The sequence below is a fragment of the Streptomyces sp. NPDC031365 genome (assembly GCF_055569765.1).
The window spans coordinates 1-18,268 of sequence record NZ_JBVIIM010000056.1; the positions used below are offsets into that span (position 1 = coordinate 1).

Here is an 18,268-nt window from a genome sequence, read left to right on the forward strand (position 1 = left end):
CAGAAGGCGTGGATCAACGACCCCGCCAAGCGTAGGGAACCGACACCACAGATCTCATAGCATCACAAACGTCTCACTGGACTTGAAATCTTCCGTGGCGACGAGCAGTGACATCTCGTTGTGGACTCGGAGGCCGCTCGGGAGGACTGAGCCGGTCGGCACCGCGAAACGGTAGCGTCAGCCGGATGGAGTCTTGTCGCGATCGTGCACCCCATGGGCTGACGAAGCGGGCCCGGAGTTTCGTCGTTACCCACGGCGTCAGGGTCGATGTGCCATGGGCGAGCCAACACAGGGAGCAGTGGCTGGCTGCTGGGATCCCCTCGGTGGAGGTGGACCGAGCAGTGACGTAACAGGAGCGCTGGGGCGGTCTCGTCCTTCCTCCCGCTCCGCATTGCGACGGTGCGGTCCCCAGGGCGAGTTCGGCATTCATGCCGATCAGTGGACGCCCCTGCACAGAACCATCGTGGGATGGGTGGAGGCCCTCGCACTCGCCCACCACGCATCGACGTGGGCGAGACAGATAACCAAGATTACGGGAGACGATCTCGACGCCCTGGCCCTGGACACCTTCGAGCCGGTACGGGAGGTCGACGGCATCGCAGACACGTGGTGGCGGGGCCCCGACTTGTTGCTGGCCGTCTACACGGGAGAGGCCGAATGCCTCTCGGCTCCCTGATGCCGCACCGCGCTGATCTACTCCAGGCTCGACGAGTGAGGGCTGTACGGCGGGGTCCCGGACGGGAGGAGCCCAAAAGGGCTCTGAACACCGCTTGACGTGGATTATCAGACAGCGTTGACAGACCACTGTGCGTCGGCAGGGAGAGGGGAAGCCGCTCCGGCTCTCAGAGGCCGGCTGGGTGGCTGGAAAGCCAATCTGTGTGCTGGTCACGCACACGGTCACGCTCCGCAGGCGTGGCAAGGATGACGTCTGCGCCGCCGTCGTAGGGATGGTGGATGCGTCGCAGTTCCGTGTCGGCAACGAAGACTTCGACGAGCGCCTCGTCCACGACGGCTCGCAACAGCTCGTCGAGACAGTTGCGGCTCCACCGGCGCCGGTCGGCGTACAGACGTGTGTGGGTGTGGAACTCCGGGTCGGGGTCGTCCTGCTCCGACTCTGTCCACCAGCGGATACCGTCGGGATGCAGGGTCTGTCGTGGCGTCGGGTAGCCCGCGAGCCCGGTCGGTGTGTTCGACCAGTCCATGGTCACCACGAACACGTCCGTGCCCGCGAACAACTCGTCAAGGATTGTGTTGTACCGATCCAGCACGATCGCGTACTCGTCCTCGGACTCCGGGTAGCGCTTCGAGTCGGGAAGGCTGTGGAAGCGCACCCAGCGATCCGCGTAGCTGGTGCGAAACGTGTGAGCGACGGGAGGGCCCGACGGATGGCGTACCCTCCACAAAGCCGCCAGGAGCTCAGGGTCGATGGCGGAACCCCCCCTGGCCGGAGCCACACCGATCAGACAGGAAGCACCGGTCCGCCGTGGCCGTTGATGTCGCGGTCAAGATACTGCTGGTGGTCGTCCTCCGCCGTGCGGAACGTACAGCCCACCAAAGGGGGCACGCGTTTTCCCCGATCATTGTGGATGCAGTCTGTGAACGAGGCTTGACGTGGGTCATCATGCCGCGTTCACAGCCCTCAGCAGCGACATGCCACCTGATGCCTGGCCTGCGTCAACCCTCTTGGGCGCGTCCACACAAGGGTGGATCACGGCTACGTGACTGATCTGTGCGGAGCGAGCCTTGGTCAGACAGTCGGCCCCAGTTGCACCACTCCGAGGGATGCAACCGTCCGTGTCGGTGCTGCTGCTCATCGGAAACAAGGATGCGCCAACAGTGCTTGGCGGCTACAACGGCATGTATGACGGTCTTCCACTGCGCGAAGTGCGGAGTTGAACTCACCCCGGACTTGGTGGAGCTGCCCTCCGTGCCGGACGTCTCCGGCCGTGACAAGGATCGGGACAAGGAGACGCGTCTGGCCCCCTCCAGTGTGCCGCGAGGGCACTATGCTGTTGATCCCGAGCCGTGGGGCGCACCGTTCACCCCGGCCGACCGACGCACCTCGGCCGCACCATCCGCGCCGGCTGCTCATGGCGCCCGAGCTGACCGACTGGACTCCGGCCGGCCCGAGGAACAGCGTCGTCGTACCCAAGACGTACCCGCTCTGAGGCTGCTGGATCAGGGCGGCACGCACTGGGGTTGCTGCGGCCTGCTCGGCACCGGGAGCCGCAACGTGGCCTGTGGATGCGGTGTCCTCGTCGCCACCCTCGCTGCCGACTGCATGGGCCCGTACGAACTCCACCTCGATCCCGTACGGGTGTGGGCGTTCGACACGAAGGGACCGAAGAGATGAGCGGCCGTCCTGTGCCAACGCATGCTGCTGAACTGGAGCCGCTCAGGCACCACCTCCGTGATCCCTCGTTCGAATTCGATGTGGGGCCCGGGTGGCGGGTCCTTGTACTGCGGTGCCATGAAGCGGCCGTCGCGGCGTTTCCCGAGTACGAGCTTCTGGCAGTGAAGCAGAAGTGGGCGGCCCTGGCCTTCCAGGCATTTCCTCGGCCGTGGAAGCGGGGTGGAAACTGGACGTCCGACGAGGCGGTCAGGCTCAACGCGCCGGTGGCCGAGTTCACGGCCGCCAGCGAGCACATCTGCGAGCGCTGCGGCGACGCTGGAACGCTACGCGAAACCCGGCCGATCGAGCTGATTCTCTGTGATGAGTGCGAGTCCTGCGTGGGACCGGACGGCCACCTATAGGCGAGTCTTGCTTCAAGCTGCTGCCAAAGGTTTGTGAGCGAGGCTTGATGTGGATCAACGGCCTCCTGCCTCTGCCGAGGACAAGGTGGCCTCACATATGGCCCTATGGTGCTTCTTTCGTGAAGCGGGCGGCTTCCTGGGCCGGGTCCGCTGTCGGACGGTGGCGGCCCTCCCCCGGCTCGCTGCCGCAGCCACGGTCCGGACGCTACCGAAGGGTGGATTCAAGCAGCAGTTCGCACAGGTCCGCCGGCATGGTGATCATGCAGTCGTGCCCGGTAGGCAGTTCCCGTATCCATGCTGGGGAGCCGTTGGGCTGTGTTGCGGGGATGGGCCGCCGCACGATGCCCTCCGGCTCTGCGCCGACGCAGTGGATGTGCGCGCGCGGAATGGAGTCCGCGGCAGGGTTGTCCAGCCGCACCGGTTGCCGTAGGCAGCGCACTGGCTGGTCGGAGAGCGTCGTACGCAGCCATGCGACATCCGCCGGGTCAGTGACTCCGAACAGGCCGAGGGGCGGAGGCATCTCGGGCAGCGGGATGCGCCAGCCGTTGTCGGACGTGGCGGCCAGGTCGATCAGGTTCTGGGTCATGGGCTGCACGTCGACGGCGGTCTCACCGTGCTCCGGGACCATCGCGTCGAGGTACACCAGGTGCGCGATTCGTTCCGGTACCTCGTTGGCCACGGACGAGACGACCAGCCCTCCGTAGCTGTGACCCACGAGCGCCACCTCCGTCAGGTTTGCCTCGTGGATCAGCTTGACGACGTCCGCGACGTGCGTGTCGAGCCCCACCTCGGGACCGAGCAGGTGCGCCGTGTCGCCGTAGCCGGTCAGTGAGGGTGCGAACACGCGGTGTCCGGCCGATTCCAGCAGCGGGACCACCCGCTCCCAGCACCGGCCGCTGTGCCAGGCGCCGTGTACCAGCAGAAAAGTTGACATGAGGGGACCATTTCCTCTTGGTGTAAGGGCGCGGGAGCAGGACGGTTCCTGTTAGTGCCTCGGTACTCTTCGGGAACCGAAATCATCGTGCTGCAACTGCCGCACGATGATCAATAAGGCACATTTAGGTGCCTCGGTTCTCTGGAGGTAACCATGAGCGGCACAGTGGGCGGCGAGTCGCGGCCGGCGCGGCCGGAGGACCCGTGCCAGGCCCGTGAAGTGCTCGGCATCGTCGGCGACAAGTGGTCGCTGCTGATCGTGCGTAACCTCAGTCAGGGGCCGCGCCGCTTCACCGAACTCAAGCGGGCCGTTGACGGGATCAGCCAGCGCATGCTCACCGTCACCCTGCGCGGCCTGGAACGCGACGGGATCCTCACACGGACCGTCCGCAACGTCATGCCACCGCACGTCAGTTACGAACTCACTCCGATGGGCGGGACCCTCCGCGATGCCACCGCGCCCCTGTTGGAGTGGAGCATCACTCACCTGACGCACATCGACGCCGCCCGCGCCGTGTACGACGCCCGCCTCGACAGCTCGCCCGCCTGACCCCCGCCCGGCTGTACCCACCCATCGGCAGGTACGGCTCGATGAGTTTCCCTGGTCATCGGTGAACTGTCGGTGGGGCACGAAGAAGGATCAGGAGAGGGTGCTCGCCACGGAGATCCATGCTCGGGTGCGGGTGCGGGTGCGGGTGCGGGAGCGTGCGGCCGGGATGTTGCCCGAGGAGCGGGCCCGCCCCGTCGACGATGATGTGCTCCGGCATCTGCGAGTGTGAGGATCTCCGTCCGGCACTCGGCGGCAATGCCCTCGCCGGTGTCGTGCTCTTCGCCAGGAGGTACTCATGAAGCGTCTGGTCACGGTGGTCACCGGTGGCAGCCGGGGGATCGGGGCCGCGACGTGTCTGCGGCTCGCGGCGGAGGGGCACGACGTGGTGGTGAACTACGTCCGCGACTCCGCTGCCGCAGAGTCCGTGGCGGAGGGGGTGCGCGCGGCCGGGGCCCGCGCCGTGACCGTGCGCGCGGACACGTCAGTCGAGGCGGATGCCGAGCGGCTTTTCGAGGTGGCGGAGCGGGAGCTCGGGCCGGTGACGGGGCTGGTGAACAACGCCGCGGTGACCGGGCCGCTGGGGCGGTTCACCGAGGCCGGCACCGGCACCCTGCGGCGCGTCGTCGACGTCAACCTCATGGGGACGCTGCTGTGTTCGCGGCGGGCGGCGCAGCTGATGGTTCCCCGGGGCGACGGCGTGATCGTGAACATCTCCTCGGGCGCCGCCACGCTGGGCAGCCCGAACGAGTACGTGCACTACGCGGCGACGAAGGCCGCCGTCGACACCTTCACCCTCGGCCTGGCCAAGGAGCTCGGTCCGGACGGAATCCGGGTCAACGCGGTCGCCCCGGGCGTGATCGACACGGAGATGCATGCCGCCATGGGTGCCCCGGACCGCGCCCGGCAGGTCGCCGGGGCGGTTCCGCTGCGGCGGGCGGGGCAGGCCGAGGAGATCGCCGCGGCCGTGGCGTGGCTGATGTCGCCGGACGCCTCGTACACCACGGGGGCGGTGCTGCGGGTCGCGGGCGGACGCTGAGGCGTACCGGACGGGCGGGGGGCGATCAGGCCGCTTCGACGACCCGGCCGCGGATCGCCGCCGCCCACTCGACCACCAGCAGCTCGTACTCCGCGCGTTCCTGTGCGGAGAGGGAGCCGCCCGCGCGCAGCCACAGGGCGCGGATCTGCTCGTTGACCTCGGCGGCGGACCGCATGGAACCAGGGGGCGTTAAATCGGGGGACATGCGGACAAGCCTAGGGCCACGGACTGACTGTGCGCTACCGGACGGCTACCCGACCCGTATGTGTTCGGTCACGTGCCCCGGTCACCTTCCCGTGGCTCGGGCTCAGCCCGCCGACTCCGCCGCGTGCGGGCTGAGTGCGCCCATGGCGACCAGGACGATGATCACGAGTCCGAGCGCGATGCGGTACCAGACGAACGGCTGAAGCTCTTGGTCGAGATGAACTTCATGAACGAAACTATGTCGACGTGTCCTGGGCGGCTTTGACCTGCTGGTTTCCACCACTTTTCAAGATCGAATGGTAGAGCAGTGGGAGATGGCGCCTTTCCAGTGCCCTCCCTCGCCGACCACGAACGGCGCAGCCACTTGCTTTGCAGCGAATCGGCAATCTCCTGCTCCATGGTCAGGGGAACGTGCGAGTAGAGACCTTCCACGCCGGCGACCTCGTGGCCCATGCGGGTCTCCACGGCGATGCGACTGTGTCGATCGTCGTCCAGCCACTCCTTGCCGCCGTGACGAAGCAGGTACAGCCGCTTCCCGGCGTATGCGGTCGCAGGGACCTCCGGAAGGGGACGGCGGGAGGTGACCAGCTGGGGCTGGTTCAGGCGAATCCTCGTGAACTCCTCGGAGGCCGGTCGGCCGCGTCGACGACAGCAGGCGCTCGGCGGCCGCGGCGATGGCGGCCCGGTCGGCGGCCGTATCGCGGCGCTTGCCGCCCATCATGTTCCTCCCTCAGTCGTTCCGCCGTGCTCGGGGCGGCTGGTCTTGTGCTGGTTGATGATGCCGCGGGTGCGGGCGGCCTGCGCCTCGGCGCGCTCCTGGCGGGGACGCGGGACCAGCGGGTCGTCGGCCGCGGCCTCCTGGCGGACCAGGCGGTCGTGCAGGGCGTCGATGTCGCGATCGGTATGTGCGAGGTTGGGGCAGGTGGGGCGGCATGCGGTCTCGTCAGGGCCGTCGGCGGGCAGCCCGGCCTCGAGACGGATCCGGCGGCACACGGCGGTCTCGGCGCGGTAGACGCAGGTCATGGCCCGACCGTGGTGGATCGATGGGTCGGCGCTGGCCAGGAGGCGTTCGACGTTGCGGACGGTGTTCACCACGCGTCCGGCGAACGGCGCCGCCCTGGCAAGGCGTGTTCCTCGACCCGCACCCGATGCTCCAGCCGTTCAAGCGGCAGTACTTCTGGCTCGCGAAGGTGTACGAGTCGATCCGGCCCAAAGACGTCTCCAAGACGTTCCTCTGGGCACGTCTCGGCGCGAAGACCACCGACCTGATCCACGGTCACATGACCGATGTCGGCGTGAAGTCGATGCCGTCGAAGACAGTCACGCTCGACGCTGCCGGCCTGGCACTGGTGAAGAAGATCGCCGAGCAGCTGAAGCTCTCCGAGCGGCAGAGGCCGGAGTCGAAAGCCGATGACGTGTACCAGGAGGTCCTCGACTCCATCGAGGCGCGCCTCAGGCGTCGGCTCGCCGATACTGAGAGTCCGGCGTACCGGTCGCTGGCGGAGCGGATCGAGAAGCTCCGTACCAAGGCGATCGAAAACGTCGAGGACTCGCTGGCGTTCCTCGAGGAAGCGCTGAAGATCGCTCAAGATGTGGTCGCCGCGGACCGGGCAGCGGAACAGGGCGACCAGAGTGCGCTCGACAGGCTGGCCGATCCCAAGCGCGGGGCGCTCACCCAGATCGTCGAGGAGAACACGCCACCGGGACTGCACAAGATCGTCCCCGACATAGTTTCGCGGATCGACTCGATCGTCGTCGAGGTCGCCTACGCCGGCTGGAGCGCGAGTGACGCGGGCGACAAACGCGTCCGTCGCGAGCTGCGTTCCGTGCTGAAGGAGTACGGCTTGCCGATCAAGGGTGCGCTGTTCGACCGGACGTACGAGTACGTGCGGGAGAACTATTAGAGGCGCGAGGGTCTTTCGAGGACCGGGCTTGGCGGCCTTACGGGGATGCGCTCGTGGCAGTGATCGGCGAGATACGTTGCGCCGGTCACTGCGGGATTCCTGGTGTACAGAGACCGGGCACGTGGACGAGGCGGACGACGTGAACCGTTCACCTTCGCCCTCGCGGGGGTGTGATGCGACTTACGCTTCCAGCTCGCGAAGCCGTGGCCTGGCGTCCGGGAGGGGCGGTCAGGGCACGAGGCTGTCGAGGTCGATGTCGAGGGGGATGGGGACGGAGACCTTCAACCGGTTGCGGTGGATGCCGGTGGCCACGTAGGTGCTGGTCATGGTGTCGAGTTCGTAGGTGTGGACGGTGGGGGCGCCGGTCTCGTCCTCGACGCGCCAGAAGTGGGGGATCCTGGCCTGTGCGTACTTGAAGGGCTTCAGGGAACGGTCGCGGTCCGCCGACTCCTCCGAGACGACCTCGATGACCAGGGCGACGTCCTCGGGCGCGTACCACGTCCGGTCGGGGTCGTACGGGGCGGTCGTGACCAGGATGTCCGGCTCGGGGCGGCTCTTCTTGTCGAGCCTGACGGTCATCTCACGCTCGGCGTCGAACCCGACGGGGGCGGCCTGGCGCAGGGCGAAGGTCAGGTTCTCCACCAGCCGGGCGTGCCAGGACCGCTGCGGCGACATCATGAAGATCAGGGCTCCGTCGATGAGTTCGGTGTGCCGCGGTGCCTGGGCGAGGTGGTCGAGGTCATCGGCTTCCCAGCCGCTGATCCTGGGCGGGATCATCCAGTTGGGGAGTTCGGCGGTCACGGCTTCCTCCAGGCGCCTCGAAGAGGTCAGGGGCCCTCATCCCGGATCGCGGACACGGGCGCAACGCTGGTGTCAGCATAGTCGAGCGACCGGACCTCTCACTCGGCCCGTGTGGGTCCGACGAGCCGGAGGCCGGTGATCATCTCGGTGTGGATCCGGACGATGTGGTCCATGGACGAGCTGCTTCGGAGGAGTGGTGCACGTCAGCTTGAGCGCCGGGTCGAGGTCGGCCGACACCAGGCTTGCGATGTTGGCGAGGTCGCAGTGGAAGCCCCCCGTCGGCAAAAGGGGGAGCCGACCACGACACACCCGACCTCGTGGACCGCACTCCAGCCGAGATCCGCCGTCTACTGGCAACTCGAGCGCACCGTGCGTGGCCGTCCCGAACGATTTGGACGGGAACGGGCCGAATGGCGGCGCGCGAGAAGATCGGCAAGCTGATGACGTTGTTCGTCACCGTGAACCCTCGGCCCCTACGCCGATCCCGAGGACCCGCGTCGGGTTCCCGCACGGAGACTGGCGGAGCAGGTCCTACAGGGGCTCCAGTCGGGCTGACACCCTCTCAGCCCGGCCGTGTAGGAGCTGCCCGAGCGCCGTCATGTGCGCCGCGCTGATTACAGGATGTACTCCTCCATCAGTTCGGCGAGGTGGGCGATGGCTGGCCATGTGGTGGCGATCGTCGTGTGGGCGTGGAGACGTCGCTGGGCGTGGACATACATTGCCCAGTCGGCGGGGTTGTCTCCGTCTTGGAGGAACGCGGGCACGATCTCCAGGGAAGTCGGGTTGGAGCAGGTCTTGGTTCGGTTGCCCAGTTCGGCCGGGTCGAGCTTGGTGACGCCGAGCGAGGTCTGGTTCTGGGCCGAGCGGGGGTTGATGCCCCAGAACGCGCGTTCTCCGACCTGGACGACCCCGGAGAACCGCCCGTACCTCGTCACAGGAACCAGCTCTTCCGATTCCTCGCCGGTCCTGACCAGCTCCTCGGTGACTCCGAAGGACCGGGGGACCGCGTCGCGGTCGCTTCGTTCCCGGAGCCGGAGGATTCGCAGGCCGGGCTGGTCGCCGGGCTTTCGGATCGCCGGAGTCACAGCGGGGTCGGTCATGTCAACCCCTGGCAGGACCAGCTGGTCGAAGGCGATCCGGCTGTCCTGCAGCCACGGCCAGATCTCCCGATCGCTCATCCGCGCGCGGCGTACGAGCAGGAGCCGGTCGGCTGTGGAGTCGAGGGCCAGGGCGCCGGTGATGAACTCGGCGAGGGCCGCGCGTGAGGTGCGGGTGGCTACGCGTCCGCGGCCGGCGGTCAGCGCCTCGGGAAGTGCGGTCAGCGGCATGGGGTGCTCGGTCGGGCTGCCAGGCGTGGGCATGAGCTGTGCGGTGGGTTCTTCGTGGGTGTGCTGCCGGATGAGGATGGGCACTATCATCCGTTCGCCCGCCGGGACGAGCCAGACCGTGATCAGTTCGAAGGCGCCGTCGATGCCCTGGGGTACGGCGATCTTGGGCAGGTGGCCGGCCTGGCGGAGCGCGTCGTTGAGGGCGGCGGCGGCGCGTTCGATGTCGCTCGTGGCGAAGTCGGTGTCGGCGAAGCGCTTGGCGAGGGCGGCTTTGCCGGGATTGGGGTTGGCCGGGGCGATCGGGCGAAGGCACTGGACGTTCCGGCGGAGAGCCGGGAGGGTCTTCTTGAAGAGCTTCTTTGGATCGCCTTGGCGCGTTCGTGAGAAGTAGGCGGCTCCTTCCATCTCCACGATGCAGGCGATGGGTTCGGCGAGGCGGGGGAGGGCTTCGGCGATCCTCGTGGCGCGCTCGGTCTCGCTCCTTTCGTACTCGGCGCGTCGCACGGCCTTGTCGGGGTTGGTGGAACGGGGAAGGCCGGCGGTCAGGTCCCCGGGGTCGCAGCGGTGGAGCGTGACGTTGATCGGCCCCGTGAAGCCGGCGGAAGTCGCTGTGGATCGGCCGGGGGTCAGGCCGAGCTTCGCGGCGGCAGCGACTTGCAGGCCCTGCCAGGTCCGGTCGGAGGACACCCATACCTCGATTTCGTAGGTAGGGGCGTCGGGCAGCTCCAGAGGCAGGAGCGCCTTGGCGCGGGTCCGGGCCTTGTGCGTGGGCGCGAGCGGAGCCAGCCCCTTCTCCTCCAGCTGGTGGGCGACCCGGGTGAGGACCTCCATGTGGTCGCGGGGCTGGTAACCGTGGCCGACGGGGTGGTCGTGGACCGAGCGCACCGGCGGGGCGCCGTCCTTGTCGGGGCAGCGGTAGGTCATGCCGGTGCTGTGGACGAGGTGGGCGGCGAAGGGCTGGGCTGCCGCGTCGCCGGGCGCGGTGCGCAGTTGGTCGAGGCTGGGTGGCTGGTGGTGGGTGAGGCGAGCGAGGATCTCGGCGACGCCCGGCTCCCAGGTCCAGGTGCTGCTCTCCCCGCGCCGCTGGATGGTGACTCCGCTCTGCAGGAGCATGGGCCGCTCGCGGCGGTGGACGAATCCTTCCTTGGCGGACAGGAGGACGCTGGCGGTCGGGTCGCTGAATCCGCGGCGGGGGATGTACTCGACTGGGCGCGTCGCGAGGCGTGTCATGTTCAGGTCTACGTGGAGGTGGACTTCGGGGACGCCGGGCACTGTCTCGAGGTGGAAGGTCAGGACGTCCACACTGGCTCCGGCCGAGCCGTCTGTGTCGGTGAGGGTCTCGGGTGCGCCGAGGTGCAGGGTACGGCGGCCGTCTGCGCGCGTGGGACCGAGCCGCAGGTCGCGGTGGTGTCCTAGAAGTTGGAGCCCGTTGCTGGTGAGGTGCTCGGCGACGAGGCTGGGCAGGAGGTTGAAGACGTGGCTCGGGGGGTTGGCGGTGCCGTTGGCATGAAGGTCGTAGCGGGCGAGGTCGAGTTCCTCGGGGATCCACTCTAGTTGGCCGGCGCCTTCGAGTTGGCTGTACCAGTCGGTGTCGGGCATGTGGGGTGCCACGCGGGCCGAGGCCCATGCCGACAGAGCGATCAGAAGGAGGTCCGGGTCGACCTCGGTCCGGGCCCGGAGCCATGCGGGACCGCGGGGATTCGTCTGTACGGACGTGATGTCGGGGTCGATGAGGGTGAGCAGGTCCCTCAGCGAGCGGGTGGGCAGGTAGTCGGGCCCGCCGCGGGGGCGACGGCCGGGCCGGGTATCCCACGCCTTCTCCAGGAGGGCGAGCATCCCCGGCGGGCAGGTCGTTCGATAGCCGGTGACGGGCCAGGTGGCTTCCGATGTGAAGGTGAGGACGGTGGCTTGGGTGCTGCGGTAGGCGGGCATCAGCGGTGACCCCAGTCGATGTTGTCGAGAAGATGGGAAGCCAGGCCCCAACAGGCCTTGGCGAGTTCGTGCTCGAGCCGCTCGGAGGCCGTGGCCGCGGGGCCGGGGTCGGTGAGCCAACCGTGCAGGAGCTGCTGCGCGGCGACGATCACGCTGGTACGGGCGGTGTCCGGGGCGGTTTCGTTGAGGTTTGCGGTGCGGGGGGCGAAGGCCGCGTCGCAGAGGTAGACCAGCACGGGCTCGTTGCCGCGGATGCCACGGCCGAGGGTCTGGTGGAGGGGAACGAGAAAGTTGCCGACGAACGCGGCGTGCTCGATGGGGTCGGTGAGCCGGGTGAACAGGACGGGCTCGCCCACCCGTCGCTGCCAGCGGCGACGCTCGCTGCCGCGGAGCTTGCGCGCGAGGTCAACCGGATCGGCGTGGTCAAGAGTGATGTCGACAGGATTTCGAAGACGGCGCATCGCCTCGCGGCTGAGGAGCGAGAGCGGGAAGGTCGCGTCGTCGGCGGGCGGATGGATCCGGGCCAGGTAGAACACGGCGCCGAGGGCCGCGACGCGGCGGGCGTTGAGGATGTTGTGGCCGCGTTGAACAGCGCCTTCGGCTGCCACGAGGATGTCGGCACCGGAGGCGGCGAAGGTGGCAAGACGCCGCCGGGGGACGCTGTGGCGGGTGGGCGGATCGTCGTCGCGGATGACATGGAGGGCCGTGTACGGGGTCTTCTGGTTGATGTAGTCGGCGACGGTTTGAGCGTCCCGCGTGCTCTGCACGGTGAACAGGACCTGCTGACGGTCGGAGGCAAGACGCTGACGGGCCTGCTGGAGCAGCGACTCCCGCGCACCGGGGGCGGGATTGCAGATCCACTCGGCGGACGCGCACAGAGCGTGCGCGTGGAGGGTCGGGTTACCTCCGGTGCCCGAGGTGAAGACCGGGCGGCCGTCGCGGTAGCGCGGCGGACGGAAGAACATCTTGCTTTCCAGCAGCGCCGCCCTGGCCTTCTCGGGTTCGCGCAGGACCAGGTTCGGGGTGACGTCGAGGTGGAAGCGGGGCGAGGCGGGCATCCAGCTGGTGGCGGAGGCCAGGACGACGTTAGGCCCCTGGATCCCTTCGGCCTCCAGGAGGTCATGGAGGTGATACAGCAGCCACCGGCCCACACCACGCAACCACAGGATGCTGAAGGACCCGCTGTCGCCGGCGGGGTTGGGCTGCCACTGCAGTGCCATCAGATTGCCCGCGGCCTGTTCGGGCACGAAGGACATCAGGTCGCGGGGCGGCTGGCGGCTCCAGAAGTCGTCGCCGTCACCGATCTGCGACGGGCTGATGGCCGGCAGACGCTGGGCGACCTCGAAGAACGATGTGGTGATGCGCGCGGCCCACAAGCCGCCCTGCAGCAGCTGCGCGAGTTCCGCCGCCGTGCCCCGGGCCGTGATGCCGTCGAGTACCGGCAGATGGGCCGCGATCCACGCCTCGGCGGCCTCCTGCGCCGACAGGGGAGTGTCGTGGGCCGCTGTCATGGCCTCGATCAGCTCGGCCCAGTTCTCTGCGGGCACCTGGAAGGGGGCGGTGACCAGCGGCTCGAAGTTCTCTTCGAAGTACCGGTCGGCGGCTTCCTCCAGTTCCGCCTTGCGGGCGAAGTCGTTGCGCTCGCCGAGGCCATGGAGGCTTCGGGACAGGCGCCGCAGGAGGCTGTACCCGGTGAACGGTCCCTCGGCGATGATCGCGCGCAGGTGGTCGGCTCCCGGGTCGATCATCAGCCGGTAGAGCTCCGTCAGCGCCTGGTCGTGGCGCCGGAAGTGCTTTTCGCCCGCCGTCACCTCGGGGTCCCGCAGGACGAGGAACCACGAGTGCTCCAAGTGCTGTCCGATCCGATCCCCCACGCGATGGCTCCAGCCCCGGCCGGGTTGGGAGAGAATCTCGTGCAGCAGGAACCGGTCGTCGAACTGCTGCTGCACGGTGTCGGCCTCGTCCAGCAGGAGAACGGCCAGGTGATGCTGGGCCGCTTCGGCGACGCGGACCTCGATCTGGGACTGCGGCATCATCGTGGAAGCCAGGCCGGCAGCAGTGGTCACCCACACCTGGGCATCGGCCACATGGCGAGCCGCTGCGTGGGCAGGGCATCGCGAAAGGATCGGGCAGTCCCGGCGCCCGCGCTGGCCGTCCACGAAGAGCTTGCCCCTGCACGGCCGCTCCTCCCTCGGGAGCGGAGCCCGGTCGCTCCTGCTGGTCAGGCGCAGCTCCTCCACGTAGCACTGGTCGTCGGCGAACGCTGCTCCAGCATCGGCCCCGGTGGGAAAGGTGGTAGCGCCGTCGTGGAGGAGGGAGCGCCAGTAGCGGTCCTTGTGGACTCCCTCCCGGGTCCGTCCGAAGATGGGGACAGTGTTGATGCCGAGCGCCTGCAGGAAGGTGACCTTGGCGTACATGTCGCTACCCGAGGCGAGCACGAAGCCCACCTTGCCCCCGCGCTGGGCAACGATGTAGGCAATCATGTCCAGCAGTGTGGACTTTCCGCTGTTCATCAGGCCCACCACGTGCCACAGACCGTCGATGACCATCTCCTGTGGCTGCTCCAGGAGGCGCCCTCCCGCATGGTCGGCCAGCAGGGCCTCCATCTGCTTCAGCCGCTTGACGAAGTTCCGGTTCTCGATCTCCGGGTGAGCGACCAGGAGCTCGTCCATCTCGGCGGCAGCCCGCTTGAAATCCTCCATGGTGAGAGGTATCGGCTCCCGTGTTCGGAAGGCCGTCGCCGCCAGCTCGGGCGGGGCCGGCGCAGGGACGAACGTCTCAGGAATACGGATCTTTTCCCAGCTGCCGTCAGTTCGCTCGAAAGAGCACGTCGAACCAGGTGGCGCCGGCCGATAGCCGTTCCCCGCCTTGTAGGGGGCGGCTTCCTGAAGCTTCTGCCGGTAGACGTCATGGCGTGCCGCGGCGTACGGGGAAGGGCGCCGGCTGAACACCGTCGACAGTTCAGCCTTGTGCCCCGCCATGTCGCCTGGCTCGAACCCGCGCACCTGGGCGGGGAGCTTTACGTAGTGGTCGAGCTTCTCCCGCATCGTCCCGGTCTTGGCAACCGGGCCCATCAGCTCACGCAGAGTCCGGATCTGCGGGTCGAGCACCGGGTCCAACCGCATGTACCCGGCGAGCACGGGCCACAGAGCGCCGATGCCCCGCCCCGGCATGTGATCGGCCAGGAACGACAGCCCCAGTTCGAGGGCACACAGCTCCCACGGCTTGAGCGGGCCGAGCATCGGCCGGACGCACTCGTCGTCCAGCTCCTTCACCAGCGAGGTGCTCCAGGAACGGGTGTCCCTCATCGTGCGCCTCCCACCTTGGTCGCGCGGATGCGGACTTGCCGCAGGAATGCCTTCTCATCGAGGACTTCGACTCCGGCGGCCCGGCCCTGGAGCTCGCGTTCCAGATCCGTGAGGTAGCCAGGTGTCTGGAGGCGGTGCATCGGGACGACGATGATGCGCCGACGCGCCGGCACACGGGGATCGCTGCGGAACCCCCTGGCGAGGAGGGTGGGGCTCGCACAGTCCTTCGCGTCGATCGCCCAGCATTCCCTCCCCCCGACGGCGCTCACCGGTTCGAAGATCAACGCCGCGTCCCAGGCGTCCAGACACGGCCACGGCTCAGCCCGAACCCGGTCCGCCGGCAGTTCGGCGAGCCGGTCCAGCAGCCGCCCTTCGAGCAGTCCAGGGTCGTGGAAGAACTGACGGGTCGCCCTGTGCTGGGTCCAGTACCCGCCCAGACACGCCACCTCGAACCGCTCTGGCCTTCCGTCGCACCCTGGAGTGCCGCAGCCGCTCGCCCCGTCGTCGACCGGGTTGCGGCACTCCCGACAGCGACTCAGCCGGACCTTCCCCGGACTCTCGACCGGATGGAGGATGTACGCGGTGCGCACGAACTTCGCGAGGTACGAGTCGCTGTCGGCGTCCGCCTTCGGCAGCTCTCGAGTCAATGCGTGGACGTCGCGGTCGCTCAGCACGGGGCGATCGATCAGCAGGCGCCGCAGGCTGCAGTAGATTCGCTGGACAGCCTCCTCGTCGTCACCGTTCATCCGAGCGCACGACATCAGCGCCGCGAAGGTCTGGTTTTGAACCAACTCCGCCTCGACGTCTGCGTGCCGGACCAGATCGGCTGCCTGCTCGGCGAACTCTGACAGCTCATCCTGGTCCAGCAGGACGGCTTCGAGATCACCGTCGGCGAGGGAGAGCGGAACGGGCCAGGACCCCAGCGGGCGACGGCACCACTCGAACAGCTCAAGGTCGTTGCCAGGCCAGTCCGACCCCAGCACCTGCGCCTTCCACCACAACCGCCCCCGGGCGTCACGCCAGGCGCGAGGCAATGGACTGTGCGCTTCAGCAGACCCGAAGTGCCCGGCATCCGCCTGCTGCCGACCGAGCCGGATTCTCGCCAAGGCAGCACACAGCAACTCCACCGTCACGTAGTCGTCCGCTGAGCTCCGCAGGCCCGTTCCGCTGGCGAGCACGACGTCTGGTGACTCCACTGTCCCCTCCGCCGATGGACAGTCGCCTGGCGGCTCCGGTGCGGCGGACTGAGTGGGCGCATGGCCAGCGAATCTGGCGGCTTCCTGAGTAGTACTCACAGCCGATCGGTATACAGCACGTCACTGACAATGCACTATCGGTTACGCATGAATGTTCTTTGAGCGAACGGATGCTCGATATATGGGGTTGCGTTCAAGGGCGGGTGGCAGCTCCAGCTCCGTGGTCGATCTCGGTGACGACCCAGATGATGCCGCAGGGGTGCCAGGAGCGGGCCGCGACCAGGTCGAACTCGCTGCCGAGACCCGCCGCTTCTTCCGTAGACACCGACATCGGCCGCACACGTCCGCGGCTCCTTCGGCGGCCCGCACGTCCGCTACGTCCGCCCGCGACGACGGATACGACGCCGCGGACCGCCTGGCGCTCCTGGCCGGAGCGCCGGCATCGCGGGCACCCTCCACCCCGAGCTCGGCGAGAACTTGTTCGACCAAGCCGTTGACGCGGCCGGTCGGCTTCAACGACGAGTCGGCCCGGCCCCCCTTCAGGACGGGGTTGGCGGCGGGAAGAAGACCGCTTGATTGGTGTTCAGCCGGCGCCGGGCCCCGTCCTCGTCCAAGGACCACAAGGCGGCCAGCCGTGGCAGGAGAGCGGGGAGGTCGGACGGGCGGCTCGGCCTGCCGTGGTGGCGGGTGAAAGGGCCGTCGGTTTCCAGGAGTACACGATCGGGCGGGATCTCCCGAAGCAGTCGTTGGGCGCGTGCGGAGGTGATCATGGCGGGGTTGACAGAGAACCATAGGCCAGCGGCGACGGCTTCCTCCACCAGCCCCACCGGCCCGGTGCACCAGTGAAGGATCGCACGTGAGGCGCGGGCTTGAGCCAGCTGCTGGATGGTTTCGCGTTCGGCGCCGCGGCTGTGGGTCGTGAGGGGGAGTGTGGTCGTGCGTGGGTCGGACAGGATCCCCTCGAAGATGCGGAGCTGGGCGCGCCGGGCGGGTCGGCCAGCGGGGGAAAAGTCCAGGCCGATCTCGCCGATCCAGGAGGCGTCGGGCAGTAGGCGCAGGAACCGGGCGAGGTCGGCGGGGGCGAACGAGGCGGCGTGCAGGGGGTGCATGCCGAGCGCGGCCACGATCCCGGGGCGGCGGCCGAGCCGTGTGCGCAGCACTCGGTACTGGCCGGGATCTTCGGACACGGCGACGATGGTGACACCCGCGTCGGCGGCCTCGGCCATGACGGCGGCCGGGTGGTCGTAGCCTGTCAGGTGGCAGTGGGTGTCCCAGAGCGTGCTCACGCGGCCCTCGCCAATTGCTCGGCGAGAGCCCCGGTCGCTCCGGCGGTGAGCCAGGACCGTACTTCGGCGCTGCCGCGCCGCCAGACGTCCAGGAACGCCAGCCGCTCTCCTGAAGGCAGCGGCCCGTTGCGCAAGACGTCGCGGTCCGGGCGTCCCGGCCGGGTGCCGATGGCGACGGCGCGCAGGTCGGCGCTGCGGTCCGACTCCGTGTCCAGCAGGGCGGGGTCGCTGAGGGCGTCCCACGGGTAGTCGTCCGGGTCGTCCCATCCGGCGCGGGCCATGGCCGCCCTGCGGATCAAGCAGGGGAAGCAGTAGCCGCAGTTGCCCGGTGGGCGGCGGGCGTAGCGGGCCACCTCCGGGTGGGAGCAGGAGACGCTCAAGGGGGCAAGCTCGCGCAGAAGCTCCGCGTTGCGGCTGGACACCGGCATCTCGCCCTTGCTTGTCAGCCGGTAGGGGTTGACCAGCGGGTTTTCCACGCCGGCCGCCCGGGCGGTCTGTTCGAGCAGGGCCAGGAAGTGGGGTTGGGTGGTGCGGGTGCTGAAGCTTCCTGACCGTGCCGGGGCGAGCGGGACGTTGACGCCGATGTAGCCGTTCTCGGGAAAGTGGACCGGGACGGTGGGGCCCAGGGGTGACGCCAGGGCCAGCGCGGAGGTCAGGAACAGCAGCGACCGCGAGCGGCTGGTGGCCTCACGGCCGGGGGCAGCGGCTGCTCCTGGGCGCCTCGTGCGGGCCCTGCTGGTGCTGACGAACCGAAAAGTCGCCCGCTGACCGACGATCTTCGCCGAAGTCATCCGTCCGCCACCAGCACGAGCATCCCGAACCCTACGCACACCAGGCCCGTGACCAGCAACTTCACGATGCACAGTGCTCATTGACCCGGCTTCCAGGAATGCCGCACACGCGTGAGCCCACGCCGGCGGAACTGAAGCCATACCTCAAGGGATGGAGCCCCGACGGACCGGAACGGCGCGACGGACGATGACGTGAGCAGCCGGCCAGAGGTGCGGCTCGCACGACTGGTGGCGGGCGGCGCCCG

18 protein-coding genes and 1 pseudogene are annotated in these 18,268 nt (G+C 68.4%); 7 read left to right on the forward strand and 12 right to left on the reverse strand.

The annotated features are described in order from the left end of the window. The first annotated feature begins 463 nt into the window (after nt 1-463). Entirely contained in the window at nt 464-676 is a 213-nt protein-coding gene (locus ACZ5C2_RS37855) for a hypothetical protein (RefSeq protein ID WP_468801419.1), read from the forward strand. A gap of 166 nt (nt 677-842) precedes the next feature. Here the strand turns inward: ACZ5C2_RS37855 and ACZ5C2_RS37860 are convergent, their stop codons facing one another. Further along, the gene (locus ACZ5C2_RS37860) at nt 843-1,454 is read right to left on the reverse strand and encodes a DUF3885 domain-containing protein (protein WP_468801421.1); all 612 of its coding nucleotides are present in this window, start codon (nt 1,452-1,454) and stop codon (nt 843-845) included. Nucleotides 1,455-1,861: 407 nt separating this feature from the next. On the opposite strand from ACZ5C2_RS37860, the gene ACZ5C2_RS37865 reads away from it, so the two are divergent. After that, nucleotides 1,862-2,353, forward strand: a complete 492-nt coding sequence (locus tag ACZ5C2_RS37865; protein WP_468801422.1) for a hypothetical protein — start codon at nt 1,862-1,864, stop codon at nt 2,351-2,353. Then, nucleotides 2,350-2,754: a hypothetical protein gene (locus ACZ5C2_RS37870; protein ID WP_468801424.1), complete on the forward strand. Its 405-nt coding sequence runs from the start codon at nt 2,350-2,352 to the stop codon at nt 2,752-2,754. The genes ACZ5C2_RS37865 and ACZ5C2_RS37870 overlap by 4 nt, the downstream gene beginning before the upstream one ends. A 205-nt stretch (nt 2,755-2,959) precedes the next feature. Here ACZ5C2_RS37870 and ACZ5C2_RS37875 read toward each other — a convergent pair whose 3' ends face one another. Next, a complete protein-coding gene (locus ACZ5C2_RS37875; protein ID WP_468801426.1) occupies nt 2,960-3,688 on the reverse strand; it encodes an alpha/beta fold hydrolase in 729 nt (242 codons plus the stop codon). Between the two features lie 153 nt (nt 3,689-3,841). On the opposite strand from ACZ5C2_RS37875, the gene ACZ5C2_RS37880 reads away from it, so the two are divergent. From ACZ5C2_RS37880 to ACZ5C2_RS37890, 3 genes are all read left to right on the forward strand, one after another. Then, nucleotides 3,842-4,237, forward strand: coding sequence for a winged helix-turn-helix transcriptional regulator (locus tag ACZ5C2_RS37880; RefSeq protein ID WP_468801428.1), 396 nt, complete (start codon nt 3,842-3,844; stop codon nt 4,235-4,237). 100 nt (nt 4,238-4,337) lie between these two features. Then, complete coding sequence (locus ACZ5C2_RS37885; protein WP_468801430.1) at nt 4,338-4,466, forward strand: hypothetical protein; 129 nt, start codon at nt 4,338-4,340, stop codon at nt 4,464-4,466. Nucleotides 4,467-4,532: 66 nt separating this feature from the next. Then, nucleotides 4,533-5,273, forward strand: coding sequence for an SDR family NAD(P)-dependent oxidoreductase (locus tag ACZ5C2_RS37890; RefSeq protein ID WP_468801431.1), 741 nt, complete (start codon nt 4,533-4,535; stop codon nt 5,271-5,273). Nucleotides 5,274-5,298: 25 nt separating this feature from the next. On the opposite strand, the gene ACZ5C2_RS37895 is transcribed toward ACZ5C2_RS37890, so the two are convergent. The 3 genes and pseudogenes from ACZ5C2_RS37895 to ACZ5C2_RS37905 form a co-directional block, all read right to left on the reverse strand. Beyond that, entirely contained in the window at nt 5,299-5,478 is a 180-nt protein-coding gene (locus ACZ5C2_RS37895) for a hypothetical protein (protein WP_468801433.1), read from the reverse strand. Between the two features lie 102 nt (nt 5,479-5,580). Further along, nucleotides 5,581-5,717 (reverse strand): annotated as a pseudogene (locus tag ACZ5C2_RS37900) (undecaprenyl-diphosphatase); the annotation flags it as partial. Nucleotides 5,718-6,194: 477 nt separating this feature from the next. Beyond that, on the reverse strand, nt 6,195-6,500 hold the full coding sequence (locus tag ACZ5C2_RS37905; protein ID WP_468801434.1) for a hypothetical protein: 306 nt from the start codon (nt 6,498-6,500) through the stop codon (nt 6,195-6,197). Between the two features lie 104 nt (nt 6,501-6,604). Here ACZ5C2_RS37905 and ACZ5C2_RS37910 point away from each other — a divergent pair, with 104 nt between their 5' ends. After that, a complete protein-coding gene (locus ACZ5C2_RS37910; RefSeq protein ID WP_468801436.1) occupies nt 6,605-7,381 on the forward strand; it encodes an Hsp15 family protein in 777 nt (258 codons plus the stop codon). Between the two features lie 228 nt (nt 7,382-7,609). Here the strand turns inward: ACZ5C2_RS37910 and ACZ5C2_RS37915 are convergent, their stop codons facing one another. The 7 genes from ACZ5C2_RS37915 to ACZ5C2_RS37945 form a co-directional block, all read right to left on the reverse strand. After that, a complete protein-coding gene (locus ACZ5C2_RS37915; protein WP_468801448.1) occupies nt 7,610-8,158 on the reverse strand; it encodes a Uma2 family endonuclease in 549 nt (182 codons plus the stop codon). A gap of 638 nt (nt 8,159-8,796) precedes the next feature. Further along, on the reverse strand, nt 8,797-11,442 hold the full coding sequence (locus ACZ5C2_RS37920; RefSeq protein WP_468801438.1) for a pPIWI_RE module domain-containing protein: 2,646 nt from the start codon (nt 11,440-11,442) through the stop codon (nt 8,797-8,799). Next, the gene (locus ACZ5C2_RS37925; protein WP_468801439.1) at nt 11,442-14,750 is read right to left on the reverse strand and encodes a pPIWI_RE_Z domain-containing protein; all 3,309 of its coding nucleotides are present in this window, start codon (nt 14,748-14,750) and stop codon (nt 11,442-11,444) included. The genes ACZ5C2_RS37920 and ACZ5C2_RS37925 overlap by 1 nt, the downstream gene beginning before the upstream one ends. Beyond that, on the reverse strand, nt 14,747-16,045 hold the full coding sequence (locus ACZ5C2_RS37930) for a restriction endonuclease-related protein (protein ID WP_468801441.1): 1,299 nt from the start codon (nt 16,043-16,045) through the stop codon (nt 14,747-14,749). Before ACZ5C2_RS37930 ends, ACZ5C2_RS37925 begins: the two co-directional genes overlap by 4 nt. A 94-nt stretch (nt 16,046-16,139) precedes the next feature. After that, nucleotides 16,140-16,277 (reverse strand): hypothetical protein, encoded by a 138-nt coding sequence (locus ACZ5C2_RS37935; RefSeq protein ID WP_468801443.1) that lies wholly within the window; start codon nt 16,275-16,277, stop codon nt 16,140-16,142. A 208-nt stretch (nt 16,278-16,485) separates the two neighbouring features. After that, on the reverse strand, nt 16,486-17,232 hold the full coding sequence (locus ACZ5C2_RS37940) for a TatD family hydrolase (RefSeq protein WP_468801444.1): 747 nt from the start codon (nt 17,230-17,232) through the stop codon (nt 16,486-16,488). Beyond that, nucleotides 17,229-18,023 carry an adenine nucleotide alpha hydrolase family protein gene (locus ACZ5C2_RS37945; RefSeq protein ID WP_468801446.1) on the reverse strand — a complete coding sequence of 265 codons (795 nt, stop codon included), beginning with the start codon at nt 18,021-18,023 and terminating at the stop codon, nt 17,229-17,231. The genes ACZ5C2_RS37940 and ACZ5C2_RS37945 overlap by 4 nt, the downstream gene beginning before the upstream one ends. Nucleotides 18,024-18,268: the final 245 nt, after the last annotated feature.